Here is a 20,292-nt window from a genome sequence, read left to right as displayed (position 1 = left end):
TTGATATCTAAATTTACTCCTTCATAAAACTTTGTCCCTTATTCTCCAATTGGAAAATAAGGGACAAACAAAGCTAATCAAATACTGATATACATTAAAATCTCCATTCATTTCCCATTACTTTAAAATACAGTTTTTCAAACCCACTAAAATACTTACTATAAATACTTAACATTTCAATATATGTATGAATAACTTGACTTAAATCAAAATGAACACCATCTTTAGCTAAGTCATAGCTATCGTCTAGACTATACAATTCAAAGTATTCCGCCTCCCAATGCACCCCCCTGTTGACTAAAAGTCTAGTGGTGCATTTAATTGATTCTTCAATCGTCAGTTCATGTTTTTTTAGTTTTTCATGAATGACGGAAAGAGTTAACTTAACAGTGTATTCTTCATCAACTGTGCTACTAAACTCAAATAACTTCCCTTCAATATCATCTATCTTTGCTTTAGACATTAAGGATATCTCAATTATTTCATATGGCGGACTGTCACTTGCTTCAATCAATTTATCACACCATTGAATTACTTCAGCTTTACTCCACAACCCACAGCAAAGCCCTAAGCCATAAATACGAGTTAATTTTCGAACTAAATCCAAGGTTTCTCACCTGCAATTTTTTATATGCATTTTTGTTTAATTTTAACAGAATATATAATACATCACATAATTTCTTTGCAAACACTACACATTACAATTGAGATGCATACGCGCATTATAAACAAAAAGACCACCAAAAGGCAGCCTCACAACTGAATCATAGTACCCATTCCATTCTCCACCGCTTTTTCATACAAATACTTCGCAACAATTATATCTACTACTGCTAAACCTACTGATTTGAAAATAGTAATCTCTTCATCGTTCTCTCTACCAGCTTTTTCCCCGCTTATAATCTGACCAAGTTCGGCGTGGATGTCGCTCGCTTCAAATAATCCTTCTTTTATAGGAACTTGAAGGTCACCCGTTTCTTCTAGTGCTGCCTCTTTTGATTCGACTACTACTTTGTTTGCGTTCGCGATGGCGTGGGATGGTAGTTCTTGCATGCTCGGTCTAAATGAACCGACGGCGTTTATGTGGACGCCTTTTTGTAGTTTTTCTGAGAAGACTGGTGTGGATGCATTCGTTGTTGTGATGATGATGTCTGCTTCGCTTATTGCTTCATTTGGATTTGTGTAAACGTAAGCCGGTTTGCCTAATTTCTCTTGTATATATTGCGCGAATGCATAGGCTTTTTCTTCCGTTCGGTTATATAGAATGATTTTTTCGATATCCCTAACGGCGAGTACAGCTTCTGCAATTCCTTTCGCTTGTTCACCTGTACCGATAATGCATAAGTTTTTTGCGTTATGACGAGCTAAATGTTTTGTCGCTACTCCTGATAAGGCACCTGTTCGAATCATCGTTAAGTACGATCCTTCTAAAAGCGCAAGCGGTTCTCCCGTTTTAAAGTCTGATAGCATAACAATTCCGTTTATCGTTTTCTTTCCTATCTTTTTGTTCTGCGGGACTACCGTTACTACTTTTAAGCCAAGTGCCTCAAGCCCTTCCGCTACTGAAGGCATAATTAATGCGGTATTTTGCTCGTTCGCAAATGGTAATGAGCCACGAATTGGTGTGATCGTTCTTTCTGCTGAAAATTCTTTTAAAGCAAGCGCCGCGTATTCAATGAATTCCTTCATATTTACTAAGTTTCGTTGTTCGTTCGCGCTTATGACTAGCATATCTTTCCACCTCCTCCTCTTATCCTAACAAAAATCCCCGATTCAAATCATCCCTCGGATCTACAACGAACTGATGAAATCCTGTAATAAATGCATTCCCCGTTACTTTCGGAACGACAGCTTCATATGTATCTACCGCTGTTACCGACAATACTTCTCCCTCAAATTGGCCTTCAGTAATGCATTCGTGGATGAACATCTCTCTTTTTTGTAAGGCATCTTTTTCAAAAAGAGTTGCGATTCTTGCGGATGTTCCTGTACCGCAAGGGGAACGGTCTACTTGCCCATCAGCAAAGATCGTTACATTTCTTAAAGTAGCGTCTTTTCCTTTCGGTTCATCTGAGAAAATAACTCCGTATATTCCTTTTAAATCTTCTTCAAGTGGATGTTTTACTTCCATTTGACTTTCAATGTAGTGTTTAATTTTACCGCCCCACGTTTGAATTGCAGCTAAATCTTTAAAATCGACTTTCAAACCAAACTCTTTACTATCCACTACAGCGTAGAATGCTCCGCCAAACGCGATATCTACTTGAAATTCATAGTCATCTATTTTGATAGGAACGTCTTTTTTGTATACGAACGAAGGAACGTTTTCAAATGATACTGACTCTACTTCGCTCCCGTTAAATTTTGCGTACGCAATGACTTCCCCAGCAGGGCTATCAATAATAAATTTTTGTTTTTCACCTGTCACTTCAAACATACCTGTTTCAATTCCAACTGTAATAACAGCGATAATTCCGTGACCACACATCGTACTCCAGCCTTCATTGTGCATAAATAATACGCCAAAATCAGCATGAGGACTTGCGGGCGGAGTAATGATACAACCGTACATTCCGTGATGTCCTCTCGGTTCATACATAAGAACCTCGCGAAGATGATCCAAATGTTCCATGCAGTATGCGCGTCTTTCTAATTGCGTTTCTCCCTTTACCTCTGGCACTCCGCCCGTAATAATTCGAAGCGGTTCCCCAGCTACGTGAGCATCAATTGTTGTGTATATTTTACTAACCTTCATTTCTATCTCTCCCCTATATGTTAATACTATTTTCATTGCAAGTATCATGCCAACGCATAGAGTATAAAGTGAAACTTTAATCAGTGGGGGGCTTCATCCCCCACTGATTATTAGCCCACACCAATCGGGCTTTTACGGGCAGTTAATGCGGGATAAATCTGTATACATTTTTTGAAAAATACACACTACTGTCTATTTTTTTATACAGTAGGTGATTATTAGCCCCAAAACAAAAAGATCCCCCGAAAACTCAGGGGGTGATTTAAACCATAACTTTGCCACTTAGATAAGGTTATGGTTCCCTTTAAAATAGCTTTGCGAAATTCGAGTTTAAAATCGAATTTATTCTTCACTCCCCAAGCTTTCCCACTCACTCAAATACATGACATCTTGTTTTACTTTTTTCTTTTCAGGAAGTAAACATAGAAATTCTAAAGAATTGCCGTCAGGATCGTAAAAATAAAGATTTGCACTAGGTGTCCAAGTTTGAACCATAGGCTCGGAAGGTTCAAGACCGAAAGCAGCCCTTGGGTTTATTCCTTTATTAAGAAGCCATTCTCTTGCATGAATGATTTCTTCATAGTTAACCTTGAATGCGAAGTGACTTGTATGGAATGCTTCTTCCGATACTTCCCAAATGCCCAGCATTTGTTCCTTCTTATTTTCTTTATCAAACCAAAAGAAAGCTACACGGCGTTCTTCAATAGTGCGAGCATGAAATAATCCCAGTTTAGTATAAAACTCTTTTGCCACTTCTAAATTTTTTGTTTTAACATGTGTTTCATATAAAGTACCTGGAAACAAAGCATATCCCTCCTTTATATTTTTAGAAATCCTTACTATAAAGCCTACTTTAATAAACTAGAAATAGAAGTGATATCGTATTTTCTTTAAATATTTTTCAATTTCGTAGCCCTAATGCTGAAGAAAAACCATCACTGATTAAAGTTTTACTTTATAAGAAGGGGTTCTTCAAATTCATGATTTACGGTAATATTATCGTTCAAAGTGAGGCGGATTTATGACTCAAATCACTCGGAGGACCCATTACCCATCAAACCCTAACCGCCACCACATCTGGCACTTGCTTAGCAATTTCCTCACCTATCTTTATACTAGCCGTTGCAGCCGGAGACGGTGCATTGCAAATATGCAGAGAATTTACACCAGGGATAATGCAGAAGTCATCAACCATATTTCCGTTTGATAAAATGGCTTGTGCCCTTACTCCTGCATGGGTTGGCACGATATCTTTCTCTGTAAGCTCTGGTATTAAGCGCTGTAAGCTTTTTAGGAATGATTGTTTACTAAATGAGCGCACCATTTCTTTTATGCCTTCTTTCATATTTGGCATCGCCATTTTCCAAAAGCCGGCGTATGTCATTGTTTCCATGAAGTCTTTTATATCAAAGTCTGTTTTCGTATAGCCTTCTCGCTTAAAGCTTAATACGGCGTTTGGTCCTGCATGTACGTCTCCGTTTATCATTCTTGTGAAATGAACACCTAAAAACGGAAATTCTGGATTTGGAACTGGATAAATTAAATGTTTTACGAGATGGCGTTTTTCTGGGACAAGTTCATAATATTCACCACGAAACGGAACAATTTTCATATCCGTTAATATCCCTGTCTTTTTCGCAATACGGTCACTATGTAAGCCAGCGCAGTTAATGAGAAATTTCGTTTTAAATACACCTTGATTTGTCTCAATTGTTACAGCGTCTTTCTTCTCAGTAATACGCTCCGCTGTTGTTCCTAAATGTATTTCTCCGCCGCTTTCTTGAATTAAGCGAGCAAATGCATAACTTACTCCTCTATAATCAGCAATCCCGCAAGATGGAACACGGATTGCCCCAAGTCCCTTTACATGAGGTTCAATTTCAGCTAATTCTTCCTTACCTATCTTTTCAATATGTAAATCGTTTTGTAAGCCTCTTTCATATAAGTTATGTAAAAGAGGAAGTTCGTCCTTTTCTGTAGCGACAATTACTTTTCCGCACATGTCATAAGCGATGTCATTTTCTTCACAAAATTGAACCATAGCTGCATTTCCTTCTTTAGCAAACTTTGCTTTATAACTCCCTGGTTTATAGTAAATTCCAGAGTGAATTACTCCGCTATTATGTCCAGTTTGATGATGTGCAAGTTCCTTTTCTTTTTCAATGATCGCGATTTTCGCACGAGGGAATTTTTTCGTTAACGCCATTCCAGTTGAAAGGCCAACAATTCCTCCGCCAATAATTATAAAGTCATACATCCTACTTCCCCCTTAATATGATGAAAGGCAGGTCTTTTTTAAGACCCGCCGTACAAACTTATTTAGAAAAACAACCACGTTGACGCATTAGTTCTCTATATAAATCTTTATTTTTCTCAAACGCAGCTCTTCCGTGCATCCAAAATAAGTTGTTTAAAAGAACTAAGTCACCAATTGGTAATTTCAATGCATGTGTTGCTGGTGAGTTTTCAACAGAATATGATAAGTCTTTCAAATAGTTTGCTTGTTCAATATTATCTGGATAAGCGAACTGATCAATAAAGCAAATACATGGTGCGTTATTCACATCAAAAAACGTTTCACGATAGACGATTTCTTGCGCATTTTTACTTGGTGGTGCTTTATACGTAACCTTAACAGATGCGAGCGAATGATTTCTAAATTTATGAAGGTCTTCCCAATCGTCTAAATGTAGTAAACGAGATTCTCCGCCTACTGCATTTTGCTCTTCAATCTTCATCATAAGAAGCCAATCTGTCGGCTCATCAACGAATGTACCGTCTGTATGCAGTGTAAACAATCGGTACGCTTGACGAAGGTAAGAATCACTACTATCCGTATCTTTCACATTAAATCTAGCATAGTACGTTCCTGTCATTGCATCAAAGTTTGGCTCCCCGATTAAATGTGTTAATGCTGTTGCAAATTTCACGTAGTCTGCTGGATCTGCCGTTTCACCTTGCACCCCAATTGTAAATCCGCCCGTTTCACGGTCATGAACAATGCCGCGAATGTTATCCATAAATGATTGCCCAAAAATCTTTCTCATTCCATCCGCAAGATTAAATCGAGAATAGGGAATGTATTGCAGTGACTGCTCTGAATGCTCTTTTACCTCTTCAAAAAACTGCTTAAGCAATTGCTGTTTTAGCGTAATATGATATAAACGTTTATGCTCTGGATGAGGAACAATTTCATACCCCTCATATTTCTTTGCAAATTTCATCTTCGTACTTTGTTCTGTAATAATCGACATTTCAATTCCTCCCTAATTTAAATATGAAGAACTTATTGACGTTTTTTACAGACAGTTATCCTTATCTTCTTATGCCGAGATTCGGTCTTACTGCCCTAACATCGAAAAAGCCAGTCATACGCATCCACGACATAAAATCGTAGAAACGTACAACTGGCTCATAATTACGAGTGTTCTTTAATCTCTTAAAGTACAATAATAATAGACAGTTTGTATGAAAATATTTGTAAAACAGGAAAGCAAGATCGAATATAGAGAAGGCTAATTTCTCGTATGGATCTTGTTAATTAAATAATAATTCAAAATTTTCTAACTGTCAATTCGTTTTTTTCTCTACATACTTTACACATTTCACAAATCCCCTTACTTTCCGCACATCCTCTTTTTTTCTTCTCTTGTTTCACAGCTTGAACTTCACTTAATTTTTTCATATTCCTTGCCTCCTCAATATAAAAAGCCAGTCGTATCTCTTTAAAAGAAATACAACTGGCTCTCGTTTATGGTTGTAAACTAGATAGTTTTTATGGTGTTGTTTCCTCGTACTCTCCTCTAGGCTGTTCATCATTTAAATAACTTACGTATTGGCGATGTAAATCTTTCACCGCACTGACGATAGCATTTTGCGCTTTTCCTTGATAATGGTCCGTAATATCTTGAACGATTTCCTCAATACCATCTTGCAAACTATGTCCTCTCAACATTTGAGCGACGAAGTCTCTACCATGCTCTGTCGCAAGCGTACATGACGCTTCAATAATGACATGATATTTATGATCTGCCTCAATTGTAATTGTTAATGTTTCATACATACTGCGAACAGCCATACCTTTCGGAAGTCTCGAATGTCCTGCCATAAAAAAAGTCCCTTTACGCATATTTCATCCTCCATTACTATGTTAAGAGCCAGAAAAACAATGTACACATTTGCATTGAAATTTACTACCCTTATCCTTATAGCTCGTACTTCTGCTAAAGAAGCTCAAGTGGAAAGAAGTTTACACTCTTCATTTTCAAACATAAATCTGGGCTTACAGCGGGGCTAATCACTGTCATCCGATAATAAGTTAATCATAATAAAAATAAACTGAATATTCAATGTTTAATTCCGCGAATTTCATGAATAAAAAAAGAAAATTCTCTCGCCCCGGCACATATACTGTTCAAAAGAAAAAAGGAAGTGGTCTCATGTATTACGGAACGAAAGGCTGGTACGTAGCTGAGCTAAAAAAATTAGGTGTTCGCTATCATGAGGGACGAAAACTAGAAAGTTACCGCGCACACGTATTACGCAATTTATTAATCGCACAACAAGAGACAACGAAAGAAGAGTAATTTACTAACAAAACAACTCTCGAGATATATCGTCTATTCAACAAATCCCGTCAAATCTCCCATCTAAACTACCAACTAATCACACATTGATACAAACCAAAAAAAGGTCACCTACACAGGCATGCCCATCAACTTAAGAATTCAGAATCACCACAAAATGAAAAAATAAGCTTTTTTGTCACAAGTGTAGCTTTGTAAAAAAGATTGATTAAAAACATCAAACCTCTATAGATTTCTTAGAGGTTTGATGTTTTCTTGTTGGATATTTATGTTAATCTAACGATAAACATTGTGAAGAAATGTACTTCAACTAACGGGGCAGGTTAGTTGAAGATTGCTTTGACCTTTGTTCAACAATTGGGCCATTTAGTTGAAGATCTCATCAAATAAGTAATGATATTTAAAGGAATAATTCATTCTGATAAAGAACATTAAAAAACGTGATGATAAGGAGGCGATTGTATGGCAAATCATGTAGAAAATCTATATAACTATCATGTATGGGCAAATCAACGGATTATTGATCATCTTAAGACACTTTCTCCTGAGAAATATCAAAAGGAAATGAAAAGTGTCTTTTCTTCTGTTTCAAAGGTTTTATCTCATCTCTATTTGGTGGAATATGGATGGCTTCATACCCTTGAGGGTCAGAGTATGAATGAAGCAATGCAATCTTCATTTCAAATTCAAGAAAAGATTGAGAAACTGCCCATTGAAGACTTAGAAACGGAATTTCACACTTTAACATCCCGGTTTAAAACCTTTTTGAACAGACAGGAAGATATGGAAAAGAGAATAATGTTGGATAATCCATGGGCAGGATTAAGAGAAACAAGTATATCTGAAATGGTCTTACACGTTGTGAATCATGGAACCTATCATAGAGGGAATATTTCAGCTATGTTACATCAGTTGGGTGATTCTTCAGTTATGACTGATTATGCTTTTTATTGGTATTCTTGAAATGTTATTCATTAAGGCTCAGTAAAATAATCAAACTTTTTTATAAAAATCTCATACTTAGCTAAAAAGGGTAACTCCATTTTGATCAATCTTTATTCAAAATGGAGTTTTTGTATTTGTTGTTAAATAAAAAAGGATAATCAGCCTCATAATGGACTAACTATCCTGTAATTTATTAATTTAATAAACGGGTGACCTTTCCTATTCACAAACAAGAATTTGTCTAGAAAATGATCCTTTTCTTGTGATACAGCGGTCTGTAATTTCAAATCCCGCTTCATGAATCATGTCGTCCATTGTTTCCATCGTGACAACGACTACCCTTTTTGCAATGCGGCGTGCACTTGAAAGAATGGAGAACTGGTCTTCTGGTGTTGCATGCGTAAATAAGTCGTAGGGCATATCGATAATTGCAACGTCGTAGTTCTCAGTAATTTCCTCGATTGGACCTTTTGTTACTGTTCCTTCAAACCCGAAATGTGCGATGTTTTTTCTCGTTCCAAGAACCACAAGTGGATTTATATCTCTACCAACGATGTTAATTCCCATAGAAAGTGCTTCTACTACTACTGTTCCAATTCCGCAGCACGGGTCAATCGCTCGTACTCCCTCTGGGTTTGGTACAGCGATATTTGCGACAGCTCTAGCAACACGTGTGCTCAGTGATGTCGAATAGCTATGCGGTTTTTTTATGTGATGATACCAAACTGGATCACTTTCTACATAGTGTCCGAAGTACCAGCGTCCTCCAAGAGGAACAATTCCGAATACACGCTCTGGATTACGAACATCCGCTTCTCCTTCAATATGCATACCGAGGTCTCGTTCAATAAGGCGTCTTTCTCCATATTCAATTTTATTTTCTTTACCAAGATCATTGATTTTAACGAAGATAACTTTGAATGTCGCTCCCGCTAAATCAATTTGTTCCACTTGTTCTAAAATGCTTTCTAAGTCGTCCCCTTCATACATAACCTCGACGCGCTCTTTAATAAACGGACTTCTACTCGGAGCAATCTTGACTTCACTTTTTAAAATATTAACGTGAGACTCCATCCCAAAGAACGAGCGCATTTCCAAGTAACATAAAGCACGCTCCTCTTCGCGAAATGCATACGTATATATACATGCAGGTGTTTTACTATGATTACTCAATCTATTATCATCCTTTATCGTTTAAAATTGTTATGATTACAATTACTCGAATACTTTTTCACGTAAAATTAAATGATATCACATGCCCGAAATAAAGAGAAACCTTTATAATTTGTTTTATAAATAAAAAGAGACTGCCTATGGCAATCTCTTTTATTTATTAACGGAAAGAAGATACGTTGTTACCCATTGCTTCGTAGTAATCTAAAATTCCTTGATAAATAGCTTCTGCTGCACTTTGTCTCTGTTCTGGTGTAGCAATTTTATCAGCATCGCTTTTATTATCTACAAATGCTAATTCTGCTAATACAGCTGGCATTGTATTTTCTCTAGTTACGTATAAGTCCTGATGTTTCGCACCACGATCTTTTGTTCCAAGTGCATTCACAAGACGTTTTTGAATTTTTTCTGCTAATAAACGACTCTCTTCTACATTTGGATTCGTTGCTCTTGCTCGTGCTGAATCATAATATAATGTTTCTGTGCCTTGTCCATTTTTCAAGTCAGAACCATTAGCATGGATACTTACAAAAATATCTCCATTATTTTGCTGTGCAAATTCTACACGTTTTTTTAAAGAATCAGGACCACTTGTTCCTGGACGTGTATCATCTGTACGAGTGAATAACACAGTAAACGGTGTCTTTTTCTCAAATATTTTCTGTAATCGTAATGATACATCTAATACGGTTTTACTTTCTTTCTCATAATAACCAGGGTTCCCCGAATCAATTCCACCATGACCTGGATCAATAATAATCGCTTTACCTTCTAGGAAGTTACCTTGCTTCACTGGGTTTAATTGATTTTTATCCACCCATTGGAAACCAGCCCCCATACGGATACGAATCCAGCTATCTTTTTCTTCAATAACAGTTACTTGTTGTGCTTTATGTGTGCCTGCCACTGTAGACGTATGTGAAGCTTCTTGATATGTAGTGAATTCTTGATTAATAGACTCTGTTTTTTCTTGTAATGGTGTCCACTTCTCACCTTTACTTGTTACAACCTTCAACCAACCGTCCGCTCTTTGCTCTTTCACTTCAATCATTTGTGGCTTATGTTGAACGTCAGTAATACCTGATGATAACGATGCTTGATGATATGTAATAAAGTTTCTATTCATATACATTCTTTTCGATGTATTTGTTTTATTTTTATCTGCCATTGCGATGAACTGAGCTGCTTCAGCACGAGTTACAGTACCGTCAGGATTCCAGCCATTTCCTGTACCCATTGAAATCTCTAAAGCTACTAAAATATTAGCTTGTTTCTTACCCCAATGAGGTTCCAAATCTTTAAACTGCGTTGGAAGTTCTCCAATAATTTTCTTATCTAATGAATATGCTTGTACAAGCATAGATGCCATTGATGCACGGTTAATTTGGCTTGATGGATTGAATTTCCCAGTACCATCTCCATTAATTACACCCGCTTTTTCTACCGCAGCAATATATGGTGCTGCCCAATGATCTTGCGAATCTTTAAAAGATGGTTTCGCTTTTGGATCAATTGGTAAGCCAAGAACTGCTGCTAATATTTTTGCAGCTGATCCTTTATCTACTGCTTCAGATGGAGAAAACGTTCCGTCTGGTTTTCCATCAAGCGCTTTTTTCCCTACTAAATAGTCAACCGATTCCTGCGCCCATGTAGGAACATCCGAAAACTTTTTCCCTGCTGCGAAACTACTTACTGGAGATGATAATAAACTTGCGGCTAAAATACCAGCCGCGACTGCACGATACTTCATAAAAAATAATACTCCTCTCAAAAACCATTTATAATAACGCGTAATCTTAATATGCAAATCATAATAAATCCGAACAAAAAAAATTAGTGCGCCTCTATCATTTTATAATACTAGAATTCTGTAGTAAACCTACTTTCTTAATATTGTAAAATAAAATACAATTTAAGTAGTTTTTATACACAAAAAAGTGGCTGATTCATAGAATCAACCACCCTCTCACTATTCTACTATCATTTCTGATAACACATATGCATAAACAAGCGCTTCTGTATGTGCAATCGAGCTTTCATGCGTACGCTCAAATGCGTGAGAAGAATCAATACCAGCTCCAATTAATGCATGTTTCACATCAAATCCAGCGCGAATCGCAGCTGATGCGTCTGATCCGTAGTATGGATAAATATCCACTTTATATTCAATAGCATTCGCTTTCGCCAGTTCAACTAAATGTTTACGTAAAGCGTAATGGTATGGACCGCTAGAGTCTTTCGCACAAATGGATACTGTATATTCATCAGATGCTTGTCCATCACCTAACGCTCCCATATCAACTGCTAAATATTCTACCGTTTCTTCTGGAATATTTGAGTTTCCACCGTATCCAATTTCTTCATTATTAGAAATTAAGAAATGTGTTGTATATGGCAATGTTACCTTTTCATCTTGCAATCTTTTAATCAATTTTAATAGAATTGCTACACTTACTTTATCGTCTAAATGACGTGATTTTATGTATCCACTCTCTGTAATTTGAACGCGTGGATCAAATGAAACGAAGTCTCCTACTTCAATTCCTAACTCACGTACTGCATCTGCTGAAAAGACACGCTCATCAATACGCACTTCAATATTTTTCTCATCGCGCTTCGCTTCCCCTGCATCTTTGTACACATGGACAGAAGTTTGATGCATTAAAATTGTACCTGTATATTTCTTACCGCTTGACGTTTCAATTTCGCAATATTCCCCTTCTACAGAGTTCCAGCGAAATCCACCAATCATAGATAGACGAAGACGACCGTCAGGCTTAATTTCTTTCACCATCGCACCTAACGTATCAACGTGTGCAGTTAATAAACGATGCTGCTCATCATTCTTTCCTTTAACCGTTAAAATAAGAGCGCCTTTATTATTACGCTTCGTCTCTACATTCCACTCACTTACATAATTTTCAATAAAACTAATTATTTTCGCCGTGTTTCCAGATGGACTTGGAATAGAGACAAGCTCCTTAATAAGTTCCATCGTTTCTTTCGTATGATGTGCCATTGTCGTTTCCTCCTCATTTTCTCTACTATTTAGTATAGCGAAATTACGATAAAACCTCTACTCATATAGTTTAATTTTCTAAATTATAATAAAATTCATTTTATCCTAATCTCAATGACAAAAAAGCACCGCATTATCTCCATTAACACTGTGCTTTTTCTATAAAGTGAAACTTTAATCAGCCCGCATCAATCGGGCTTTTACGGGCAGCCCGACTCCCTCGCATTCGCCGAATTTTGAGTTTGGGGTCTTACTGCCCGCAAATAGCGGGATAAAACTACTCTTCCGAAACGTCCATCAAATAAATCCCTCTTGTAAATCCGCCGCGCTCTTCTTCTTTCTGCTTACGAATAAGCTCTACATCTTCCATTGTTGCACCTTCTGCACGCGCTAATGAAATAATAATTTCAAGTGCATCTGCAAGTGAATCTAGCGCATGTTCACGCTCTTTCATCGAAGCAAATTCACGAATTTCTTCTGTACCAATTTTCGCTAACGCTTGTATGTAAGCTTGCCCTGTTAATTTTTGTGCTGTATATGTTTTTCCAGACATCAAAATTTTCTCCGGGACACGATCTCTTACTAACCTGTTATAAGTTGACATCACTTTTCCTCCCACTTTTAATAACACCCAAGCTCTGCTTTATAGAAAAACCACTCTTTTTTCACATCCCGTTCTTCCTTCACTTCACCAGAGAAAGCAACAGTTGGATGTCCCTCAAAGAATAATGCAGTCCGTACCGCAAGAGATGGTGTACTATGCAAAGCATAATATGTTAGTAAAATAATAACGATAACACCGATAATTTTCTTCATTTATTACTCCTAAAAAAAGTGCTAACACAATTATACTAAAATGTGTTAGCACTTTCTTCCCTTTATCTCGAATTAACGGGCAATAAGACTAATAATCCGCGGGGGATAAATAAATCCCCACGGATTAAAGTTTCACTTTATTCCCCTTTAAATGCTGGTAAACGTTTTTCTAGAAAAGCAGCAATACCTTCTTTATGGTCCGCTGTTTGTCTCATCGCATATTGACCACGCTTTTCGAGCTGAAGCGTTTGTTCTAAATTAGAACGATTCACTTCACATAAAATTTGTTTCGTTTGAATCATTGCCTTGATTGGTTTTTGTAACCATTCATTAATTTTTTGCTTCACAGCCGTTTGGAAATCCTCACCGATTACTTCGTCAATTAAACCGATATCTAACGCTTCTGTCGCTGATAATTTCTTCCCTTCCCAAATGATTTTCTTCGTCATATTTTCACCAACGCGCTTTTGAAGGAAGAAATGGCCGCCACCATCTGGAATTAAAGCGATTCCAATAAAGTTCATCGCAATAACTGATGATATATCTGCCATGACATAATCAGCTGTTAATGCAATACTTAATCCAAGTCCAGCAGTCGGCCCATGAATTGCACTAATAACAAGCTTTGGCATCGTATATAACGTCACAACGATTTCAGAAATTGTATTCATGATGCCTTCAAACTTACTTTCATCATTACTTGAAAGCATTGATTTAATATCTCCACCCGCAGAAAAACCACGGCCACTTCCGCACAACACAACAACGTGAACAGAACTTTCCGCCACTTCTTTCAACTTTTGTAATAACTCTTTTAACGTTGGTTCATCTAATGCATTTAAAACCGCTGGACGATTGACCATAACCGTTGCTACGCGCCCTTCATATTTCACAACAACAGATTCTGTTTTACTTGTTACTTCCATTATATATACCCCTCTTTTCAACATAAAGATTATACTTATATAATTATAGAAAGCATGTTAAAAATCCTTCTTTTTTTCTCAATTTTCTGTCTAATAACCTCATAATTTGTATATATCTCCGTATAAAACATACAATTTCGTTAAAAAATATAGAAATTAAAGTCGGTTTATCAATGCTTTTCATCTATTTACCATTACAATGAAATGGTGTATTCTTAAGTTTGATGCAAAAAAACAAATATTGAAATTCATTCGCCTTATTATGTAAATAAGGCTTTTATCCCCATCTCTTGGGTATTGAACTAAAGGAATGAAGAAATGGAGGAATATATGGTTAATAAGTTGAAACAAACGGATAACTACTTCCCGCATTTCCTATTGCTATTCATTGTGTTTCAACCAATTTTAGATTTATTAACGTCTTTTTCAATCTATGTATTACACATGAGCGCAACAGTTGGGATCGTAGTCCGTTTCGCCTTTATGCTTCTTGCATTAGGTTATCTACTTCTTCATAGAAATCAACATGGAGCGAAAAAGTACATTCTCTATTTATGCCTACTCGGTATCGTACTAGCAATTGGTCTTGTAAATAATATGATGATTAAATCCCCAGTTTCATTTGGCGAAGAAGTGAAATTCATTTTAAAGAGCATATATCCAATTGTACTACTGTTTGGATATATTATCGTCTTTAAAGAGTTAAAAAATAAAGAATATGCATTTCATAAAATCATTACATATTTCTTATATGCAACTTTAATTTTAAGCATCACACTGATTATTGCAATGCAAACTGGTACAGATTTCCCAAGCTACCCTCACTCAAAGATCGGTTCAAGAGGTTGGTTCTTTGCTGGAAATGATTTAAGTTCTATTTTTGCAATTATGTTCCCAATCGTAGTGCTCTATTCGATTCATAAAACAACTTCTTTCTCGAAAATCTATTACTGGATTCCAACAATACTTGCGATGTATGCAAGTATTATGGTCGGAACAAAAGTAGGATATGGTGCAATTGTTCTAACGCTTGGCGTGGCACTTTTATTCTCATTCATTGAATATATGGTTCATCGCAAAAAAAAAGGAAAAGGATTCACATATCTCGTAAATACAGTTGTTGCCGCTATTATACTAGGAGGTTTAATTGCCCTTACACCGCATACTCCTATCGCAAAAAATATGGGCATCCACATGCAAATATACGAATACAAAAAATCAGTACAAGAAGAAAAGGATAGAAAAGAAGGAAAAATAATTAAAGAAGATCCTGACGCAGAGAAAAAACATGCAAAAGGTGAACTAACAGACTCTGAGGTCAAAAGTTTAATTTACAGTGATCGCGATAAGTTTTTAAAAGTATACAAACAATACTATAAAGACGCACCACTATCACAAAAATTATTCGGAATGGGCTATGCTGGTAACTATACGGTTAAAATTAAATTAATCGAAATGGACTTCCACGATCTATTCTTCGCATTCGGAATCGTCGGTTTCCTTATTTACTTCATACCATTCCTTTACTTCGGTATTAAATTATTACTCAGCATCATAACAAACTTTAAGAAAATATTAACTGTGAAATATATGCTATTAGCTAGCACCGTTGTACTATCACTTGGAATCGGCTTTATGTCCGGCCACGTATTAACAGCGCCGTCCGTTAGTATTTTCTTCGTTGTTATACTCGCTTACTTAATTGTTGATTTAGAGGCGGAATAAAAAAAGCAGCATCCAAATGGATGCTGCTTTTTCTTTTGAAAGTAATACATGAAATTATATTAATGATTCTACAGAAGATATCGATTTACCGACAAAGTTTGATAAAGCAGCAATCTACAAAAAAAGACTAGATCACATTATGATCTAGCTTTTCAAAATTTCCCTATTGAAAAGACGCCCGAATCTCCTCCAACACCTCATCAATATTATCCTTCGTAATAACAATACCGAAGTCTTTCGGGACGTTGCTATCTTCCTCATTTACAACTTTATGCGCAATCAACTTTCCAACTTCCGGTCTGAAATGATGCCCATCCATATAGTTATCTAAATTCGTTGTAACGGAATTAAGATACATGAAATGGTGCACTTCTCCAAATACATCTACAGCGTCATGAAGCCATTTTTTATAATCTTCCCATCGCCCTGATTGAATCATCGTACGGAACAGAGGCTCTGAAACAGGCGTTGTAAAAATATAAAACTTCGTGTTCGGATTATGAGCCTTTACTGTTCCTAATATTTCTTTCATATTTTGATACTCATAATTCCCACCATAAATCTCTTTACTAAACTTATCTACTTGCGCCGCTATTTGCGCATCACGTTCTTCTTTCGTATAATCGCGCATCGATTTTATATTCTCTCGATTGTAACGGTCAAGATTCGTACTATGATGGGTGGAATTTGCAATTGTATTCTTTGAATAAGTAATCCCGTCCATACTTACATACGATTTAATCGGATACAATAAACTTTGCGCCTGATTAATATACGCTTCTGGTTTATCAAAACCAATTTCCCTATTTTTGTTCGTTCCAAGGAAATCTAAACCAAGTACAATAGACTTGAGTCCACTACCTTTTTGTTCTTTTGCATATTCAATATATGCATCATACTCACGCGGATCTGTACTGCTTACCGCATAATTAAATGCGTTTAACCCGGTGAAGTCATTCTCGTTAATAAAAGTCGTTCTACTACTTCCAAGTATAACTCCATCATATGTAAACGGACGGTACGTTATATAATTTGTTTTCTGTTGTCTCTCGTTAAACCCGTACTGAACATCATTCCACTTATTTTTATGCGGGAATAACCAAAGTGAATCTATATAGCTATTAAATATCCCGACACCTGCCAGAGGAACAAAAACACATACAAAAACGAAAATAAGCCAATGTTTGTTTTTCATATTCTCCACCTAGAAATTAAAGTATAAAAACTCACTAATACTCGTTAAATGTAACACGCTATATACGAGCAATACTGCAGTAAATAAAGCAGTCCATACATTCGGACGGAATGAATCTTTTAACTGAATTGAATTTTTTAAGAAGAAACTAATACATAACGCTCCGAAAATATACGCTACCATTTTTGGATCTAATAAAGAGACATGGTACCCTTCACTAAATGAAACACCGTACTCTTTTAAAAATTGCAGCTTCTCTATTATAAATGCTGGGAATACGCTATTTGCTAATTCGATTCCATTTAGTCCGAACATTCCTTTTAACACTTTCACCGCATCATGCATAGATGTTGCCCTAAAGAATACCCACGTTATATTAATGAAGAAAAACGTAACGAACCAACCAGCAAAGGCTGGCATGCGCCCTCCTGCTTTACTCCATAGGCGATGAATAACAGAAGCCAAACCGTGCAAGAATCCCCAAAAAACAAATGTCCAACCAGCTCCGTGCCAAAGTCCACTTATTAAAAATACAATCATAATATTTACGTATGTACGCGTAATTCCTTTTCGATTTCCTCCTAGAGAAATGTATACGTACTTCGTTAAAAACTGGCTAAGCGTCATATGCCAACGATGCCAAAAATCTTGTATATTCACTGCTTTATACGGTGAATTAAAGTTTTGAGGTAATTTAATATTAAACATTAAAGCGATTCCAATTGCCATATCACTATATCCACTAAAATCAAAATACAATTGGAACGTAAACGCTAACGATGAAAGCCATGCTTCGACAAATGTTAATGATTGCTGCACATCAAACCCTTCATGTACAAGGGGAGATAATACATCTGCAATACCTACCTTTTTGAAAATACCAACTGCAAATACAAATATACCAAGAACGATATACTTCGATTGCCAGCGCTTTTTACTATCGTCAGCAAACTGCGGCATAATTTGCGCATGATGCACAATCGGCCCTGCAATAAGCTGCGGAAAAAACGTTACAAACAATGCGTAATCAAGAAAATGACATGCCTTCGTTTCACCACGATACGTATCTACTAAAAATGCAATCTTTTGAAACGTATAGAAACTAATCGCAAGTGGTAACGTTAAAGATAATAATGTAAACTGAGTTCCAAATAATGAATTCACATTTTGTAAGAAGAAATCATAATACTTGAAATAACTAAGCATTCCTATATTAAATATTAACCCTACCGTTAAAAGAAGTTTACTCTTATGTTTTACGAGCCTCATTCCGATAAAGTAGTTCACAATGAGTGACACTAACATAAGCGGTAAATATTTCACATTCCAATAACTATAGAAAAATAAAGAGGCCGCAACAAGCCAAGCCTTCGCTAATGTAGCATGTCCAAATTTATTTAATAGAAAATATAAAAGAAATGCTATCGGTAAAAATAAAAAAATAAACTCAAATGAGTTAAATAACACACCATCTCTTCCCTTCCAAACAAATCACACCTTATTCATCTTATCTTATCCAAATAGTGAGTGTCAAAAGGATTCCGCTCCCCTTTTCTTCTATTATATATAATAATCATTTTAATCGAATTATTAACATGATAAAATATTAAAGGCACTTTTATTTAAAAGAATATATAATAGAAATGTCGGTTTTTTGCACGAAATGTATTTTTGAAAAAAGTGAGGAGAGTCCTTTGGTATTTAGTAGTTCTGTTTTCTTATTTATCTTTTTACCTCTCGTATTATTTTTCTATTTTATAGTGCGTGCCGAGCTACGTAATTTCGTATTACTTGCATTTAGTTTAATTTTCTATGCATGGGGAGAACCTCGATTCGTCCTCTTAATGCTCTTTTCTATTATATTAAACTACTGCTTCGGCCTACTCGTGCATCATTATGATAAACGAAAAAATATGAAAGTCACATTTTTAATTATGGCTGTGGTCGGAAATATTTTATTACTTTCTTATTTTAAATATATTTCATTTTTCACAGACATTTTAAACAACACTTTACATTTATCTATCCAGGTGGAACCTATTCCACTACCAATTGGGATTTCATTTTATACATTCCAAGCGATGTCCTATGTCATCGACATATATCGTAAAGACGGGGATGTTCAAAAGAATCCACTTAACTTAGCACTATATATATCAATTTTCCCGCAGCTTATTGCCGGACCAATCGTTCGTTACAATATCGTTGCTGATCAAATTAAAACGCGCATCCATTCTTTTGAACGATTTACAGAAGGTATCCAAATTTTCGTTTTAGGATTAGCGAAAAAAATGTTAATCGCCAATCAAGTTGGATTTGTCGCAGATAAAATCTTTGCCTTACCACCATCTGAAATGAGCGCTGGAACGGCTTGGATTGGTATTATCGCCTATACACTTCAAATCTATTTCGATTTCTCAGGATACTCTGATATGGCAATTGGACTTGGAAAAATGTTCGGATTTGATTTCCCGAAAAACTTCAATTATCCGTACATCTCGAAATCCATTTCAGAATTTTGGAGAAGATGGCATATTACACTAGGCTCTTGGTTCCGCGACTATATATACATTCCGCTCGGCGGAAACCGTGTATCCAAACTAGCAAATTACCGTAACCTCTTCATCGTATGGGGATTAACCGGTTTATGGCACGGGGCAAGCTGGACCTTTATCGCCTGGGGATTATATTACGGCTTTATTATCTCGATTGAAAAAGCTGGATTCGAGAAAATATTAAATAAGCTATGGAAGCCGCTGCAACATGCATATGTACTAATCATCGTTATGATTGGTTGGGTCTTCTTCCGAGCTGATAACTTCGCATACTCGTTCCAATATTTAAAAGCGATGTTTGGCATAGGGAGGCAATCTTTCATCGATGACAACACAATGCTATATATACATGAATACATTGTCATATTTATCATCGCCTTTATCGCAGCGACACCAATTTTGAAACGTGTTAAAAACATATTAGAACTTGCACCAAAAACGTATACATTCACGATGCAAGTTGTACGTCCTATATTATTACTAACATTATTTATGATTTCGATTATGTATTTAATTAATTCGACGTATAATCCATTTATTTACTTCAGGTTTTAACTTATCCCGCTATTTTCCGGGCAGTAAGACCCCCACCTCAAA

General features: G+C 36.2%; 20 protein-coding genes. 4 read left to right on the top strand and 16 right to left on the bottom strand.

What is annotated here, in order from left to right; translation table 11 throughout:
• Positions 1-94: 94 nt before the first annotated feature.
• The 8 genes from NSQ69_RS04745 to NSQ69_RS04710 all read right to left on the bottom strand — a co-directional run bounded on the left by NSQ69_RS04745 (position 95) and on the right by NSQ69_RS04710 (position 6,884).
• A complete protein-coding gene (locus NSQ69_RS04745; RefSeq protein WP_002030070.1) occupies positions 95-607 on the bottom strand; it encodes a hypothetical protein in 513 nt (170 codons plus the stop codon).
• 146 nt (positions 608-753) lie between these two features.
• Positions 754-1,731: an ornithine cyclodeaminase family protein gene (locus tag NSQ69_RS04740; RefSeq protein WP_341098970.1), complete on the bottom strand. Its 978-nt coding sequence runs from the start codon at positions 1,729-1,731 to the stop codon at positions 754-756.
• A 19-nt stretch (positions 1,732-1,750) separates the two neighbouring features.
• Positions 1,751-2,803, bottom strand: coding sequence for a proline racemase family protein (locus tag NSQ69_RS04735; RefSeq protein WP_341098968.1), 1,053 nt, complete (start codon positions 2,801-2,803; stop codon positions 1,751-1,753).
• A gap of 294 nt (positions 2,804-3,097) precedes the next feature.
• Entirely contained in the window at positions 3,098-3,559 is a 462-nt protein-coding gene (locus tag NSQ69_RS04730; protein ID WP_002010888.1) for a VOC family protein, read from the bottom strand.
• Positions 3,560-3,809: 250 nt separating this feature from the next.
• Positions 3,810-5,012, bottom strand: coding sequence for an L-2-hydroxyglutarate oxidase (lhgO, locus tag NSQ69_RS04725; RefSeq protein ID WP_078203462.1), 1,203 nt, complete (start codon positions 5,010-5,012; stop codon positions 3,810-3,812).
• Positions 5,013-5,070: 58 nt separating this feature from the next.
• Positions 5,071-6,009, bottom strand: coding sequence for a glutarate dioxygenase GlaH (gene glaH, locus NSQ69_RS04720; protein WP_002125576.1), 939 nt, complete (start codon positions 6,007-6,009; stop codon positions 5,071-5,073).
• Positions 6,010-6,308: 299 nt separating this feature from the next.
• Complete coding sequence (locus tag NSQ69_RS04715; RefSeq protein WP_002125573.1) at positions 6,309-6,440, bottom strand: hypothetical protein; 132 nt, start codon at positions 6,438-6,440, stop codon at positions 6,309-6,311.
• Between the two features lie 90 nt (positions 6,441-6,530).
• Entirely contained in the window at positions 6,531-6,884 is a 354-nt protein-coding gene (locus NSQ69_RS04710) for a DUF3870 domain-containing protein (RefSeq protein ID WP_001225455.1), read from the bottom strand.
• A 241-nt stretch (positions 6,885-7,125) separates the two neighbouring features.
• Here NSQ69_RS04710 and NSQ69_RS04705 point away from each other — a divergent pair, with 241 nt between their 5' ends.
• Positions 7,126-7,341, top strand: a complete 216-nt coding sequence (locus NSQ69_RS04705; RefSeq protein ID WP_003187606.1) for a YflJ family protein — start codon at positions 7,126-7,128, stop codon at positions 7,339-7,341.
• A gap of 462 nt (positions 7,342-7,803) precedes the next feature.
• Positions 7,804-8,304 carry a DinB family protein gene (locus NSQ69_RS04700; protein ID WP_001273686.1) on the top strand — a complete coding sequence of 167 codons (501 nt, stop codon included), beginning with the start codon at positions 7,804-7,806 and terminating at the stop codon, positions 8,302-8,304.
• 201 nt (positions 8,305-8,505) lie between these two features.
• Here the strand turns inward: NSQ69_RS04700 and NSQ69_RS04695 are convergent, their stop codons facing one another.
• The 6 genes from NSQ69_RS04695 to NSQ69_RS04670 all read right to left on the bottom strand — a co-directional run bounded on the left by NSQ69_RS04695 (position 8,506) and on the right by NSQ69_RS04670 (position 14,220).
• A complete protein-coding gene (locus NSQ69_RS04695) occupies positions 8,506-9,459 on the bottom strand; it encodes a TRM11 family SAM-dependent methyltransferase (protein WP_002169062.1) in 954 nt (317 codons plus the stop codon).
• A gap of 160 nt (positions 9,460-9,619) precedes the next feature.
• Positions 9,620-11,209, bottom strand: a complete 1,590-nt coding sequence (locus NSQ69_RS04690; RefSeq protein WP_002125569.1) for an N-acetylmuramoyl-L-alanine amidase — start codon at positions 11,207-11,209, stop codon at positions 9,620-9,622.
• A gap of 219 nt (positions 11,210-11,428) precedes the next feature.
• Complete coding sequence (locus NSQ69_RS04685) at positions 11,429-12,478, bottom strand: M42 family metallopeptidase (RefSeq protein WP_061689467.1); 1,050 nt, start codon at positions 12,476-12,478, stop codon at positions 11,429-11,431.
• Between the two features lie 277 nt (positions 12,479-12,755).
• Complete coding sequence (locus NSQ69_RS04680; RefSeq protein WP_002125566.1) at positions 12,756-13,082, bottom strand: nucleoside triphosphate pyrophosphohydrolase; 327 nt, start codon at positions 13,080-13,082, stop codon at positions 12,756-12,758.
• Between the two features lie 17 nt (positions 13,083-13,099).
• Entirely contained in the window at positions 13,100-13,294 is a 195-nt protein-coding gene (locus NSQ69_RS04675) for a hypothetical protein (protein WP_341098967.1), read from the bottom strand.
• A 137-nt stretch (positions 13,295-13,431) separates the two neighbouring features.
• A complete protein-coding gene (locus NSQ69_RS04670; protein WP_341098966.1) occupies positions 13,432-14,220 on the bottom strand; it encodes an enoyl-CoA hydratase in 789 nt (262 codons plus the stop codon).
• Between the two features lie 330 nt (positions 14,221-14,550).
• Here NSQ69_RS04670 and NSQ69_RS04665 point away from each other — a divergent pair, with 330 nt between their 5' ends.
• Positions 14,551-15,945, top strand: coding sequence for an O-antigen ligase family protein (locus NSQ69_RS04665; protein WP_341098965.1), 1,395 nt, complete (start codon positions 14,551-14,553; stop codon positions 15,943-15,945).
• Positions 15,946-16,108: 163 nt separating this feature from the next.
• Here the strand turns inward: NSQ69_RS04665 and NSQ69_RS04660 are convergent, their stop codons facing one another.
• Positions 16,109-17,140: a hypothetical protein gene (locus NSQ69_RS04660; RefSeq protein WP_078203459.1), complete on the bottom strand. Its 1,032-nt coding sequence runs from the start codon at positions 17,138-17,140 to the stop codon at positions 16,109-16,111.
• A 9-nt stretch (positions 17,141-17,149) separates the two neighbouring features.
• Positions 17,150-18,607, bottom strand: a complete 1,458-nt coding sequence (locus NSQ69_RS04655; RefSeq protein WP_002188488.1) for an MBOAT family O-acyltransferase — start codon at positions 18,605-18,607, stop codon at positions 17,150-17,152.
• Between the two features lie 227 nt (positions 18,608-18,834).
• Between NSQ69_RS04655 and NSQ69_RS04650 the strand changes: the two genes are divergently transcribed.
• Positions 18,835-20,250, top strand: a complete 1,416-nt coding sequence (locus NSQ69_RS04650; RefSeq protein ID WP_078206458.1) for an MBOAT family O-acyltransferase — start codon at positions 18,835-18,837, stop codon at positions 20,248-20,250.
• Positions 20,251-20,292: the final 42 nt, after the last annotated feature.

It is taken from the genome of Bacillus sp. FSL R10-2201, assembly GCF_038008665.1.
Taxonomy (GTDB): Bacteria; Bacillota; Bacilli; order Bacillales; family Bacillaceae_G; genus Bacillus_A; species Bacillus_A mycoides.
Note: the sequence above shows the minus strand (reverse complement) of the source record. Positions and strands in the feature narration are given on the sequence as shown.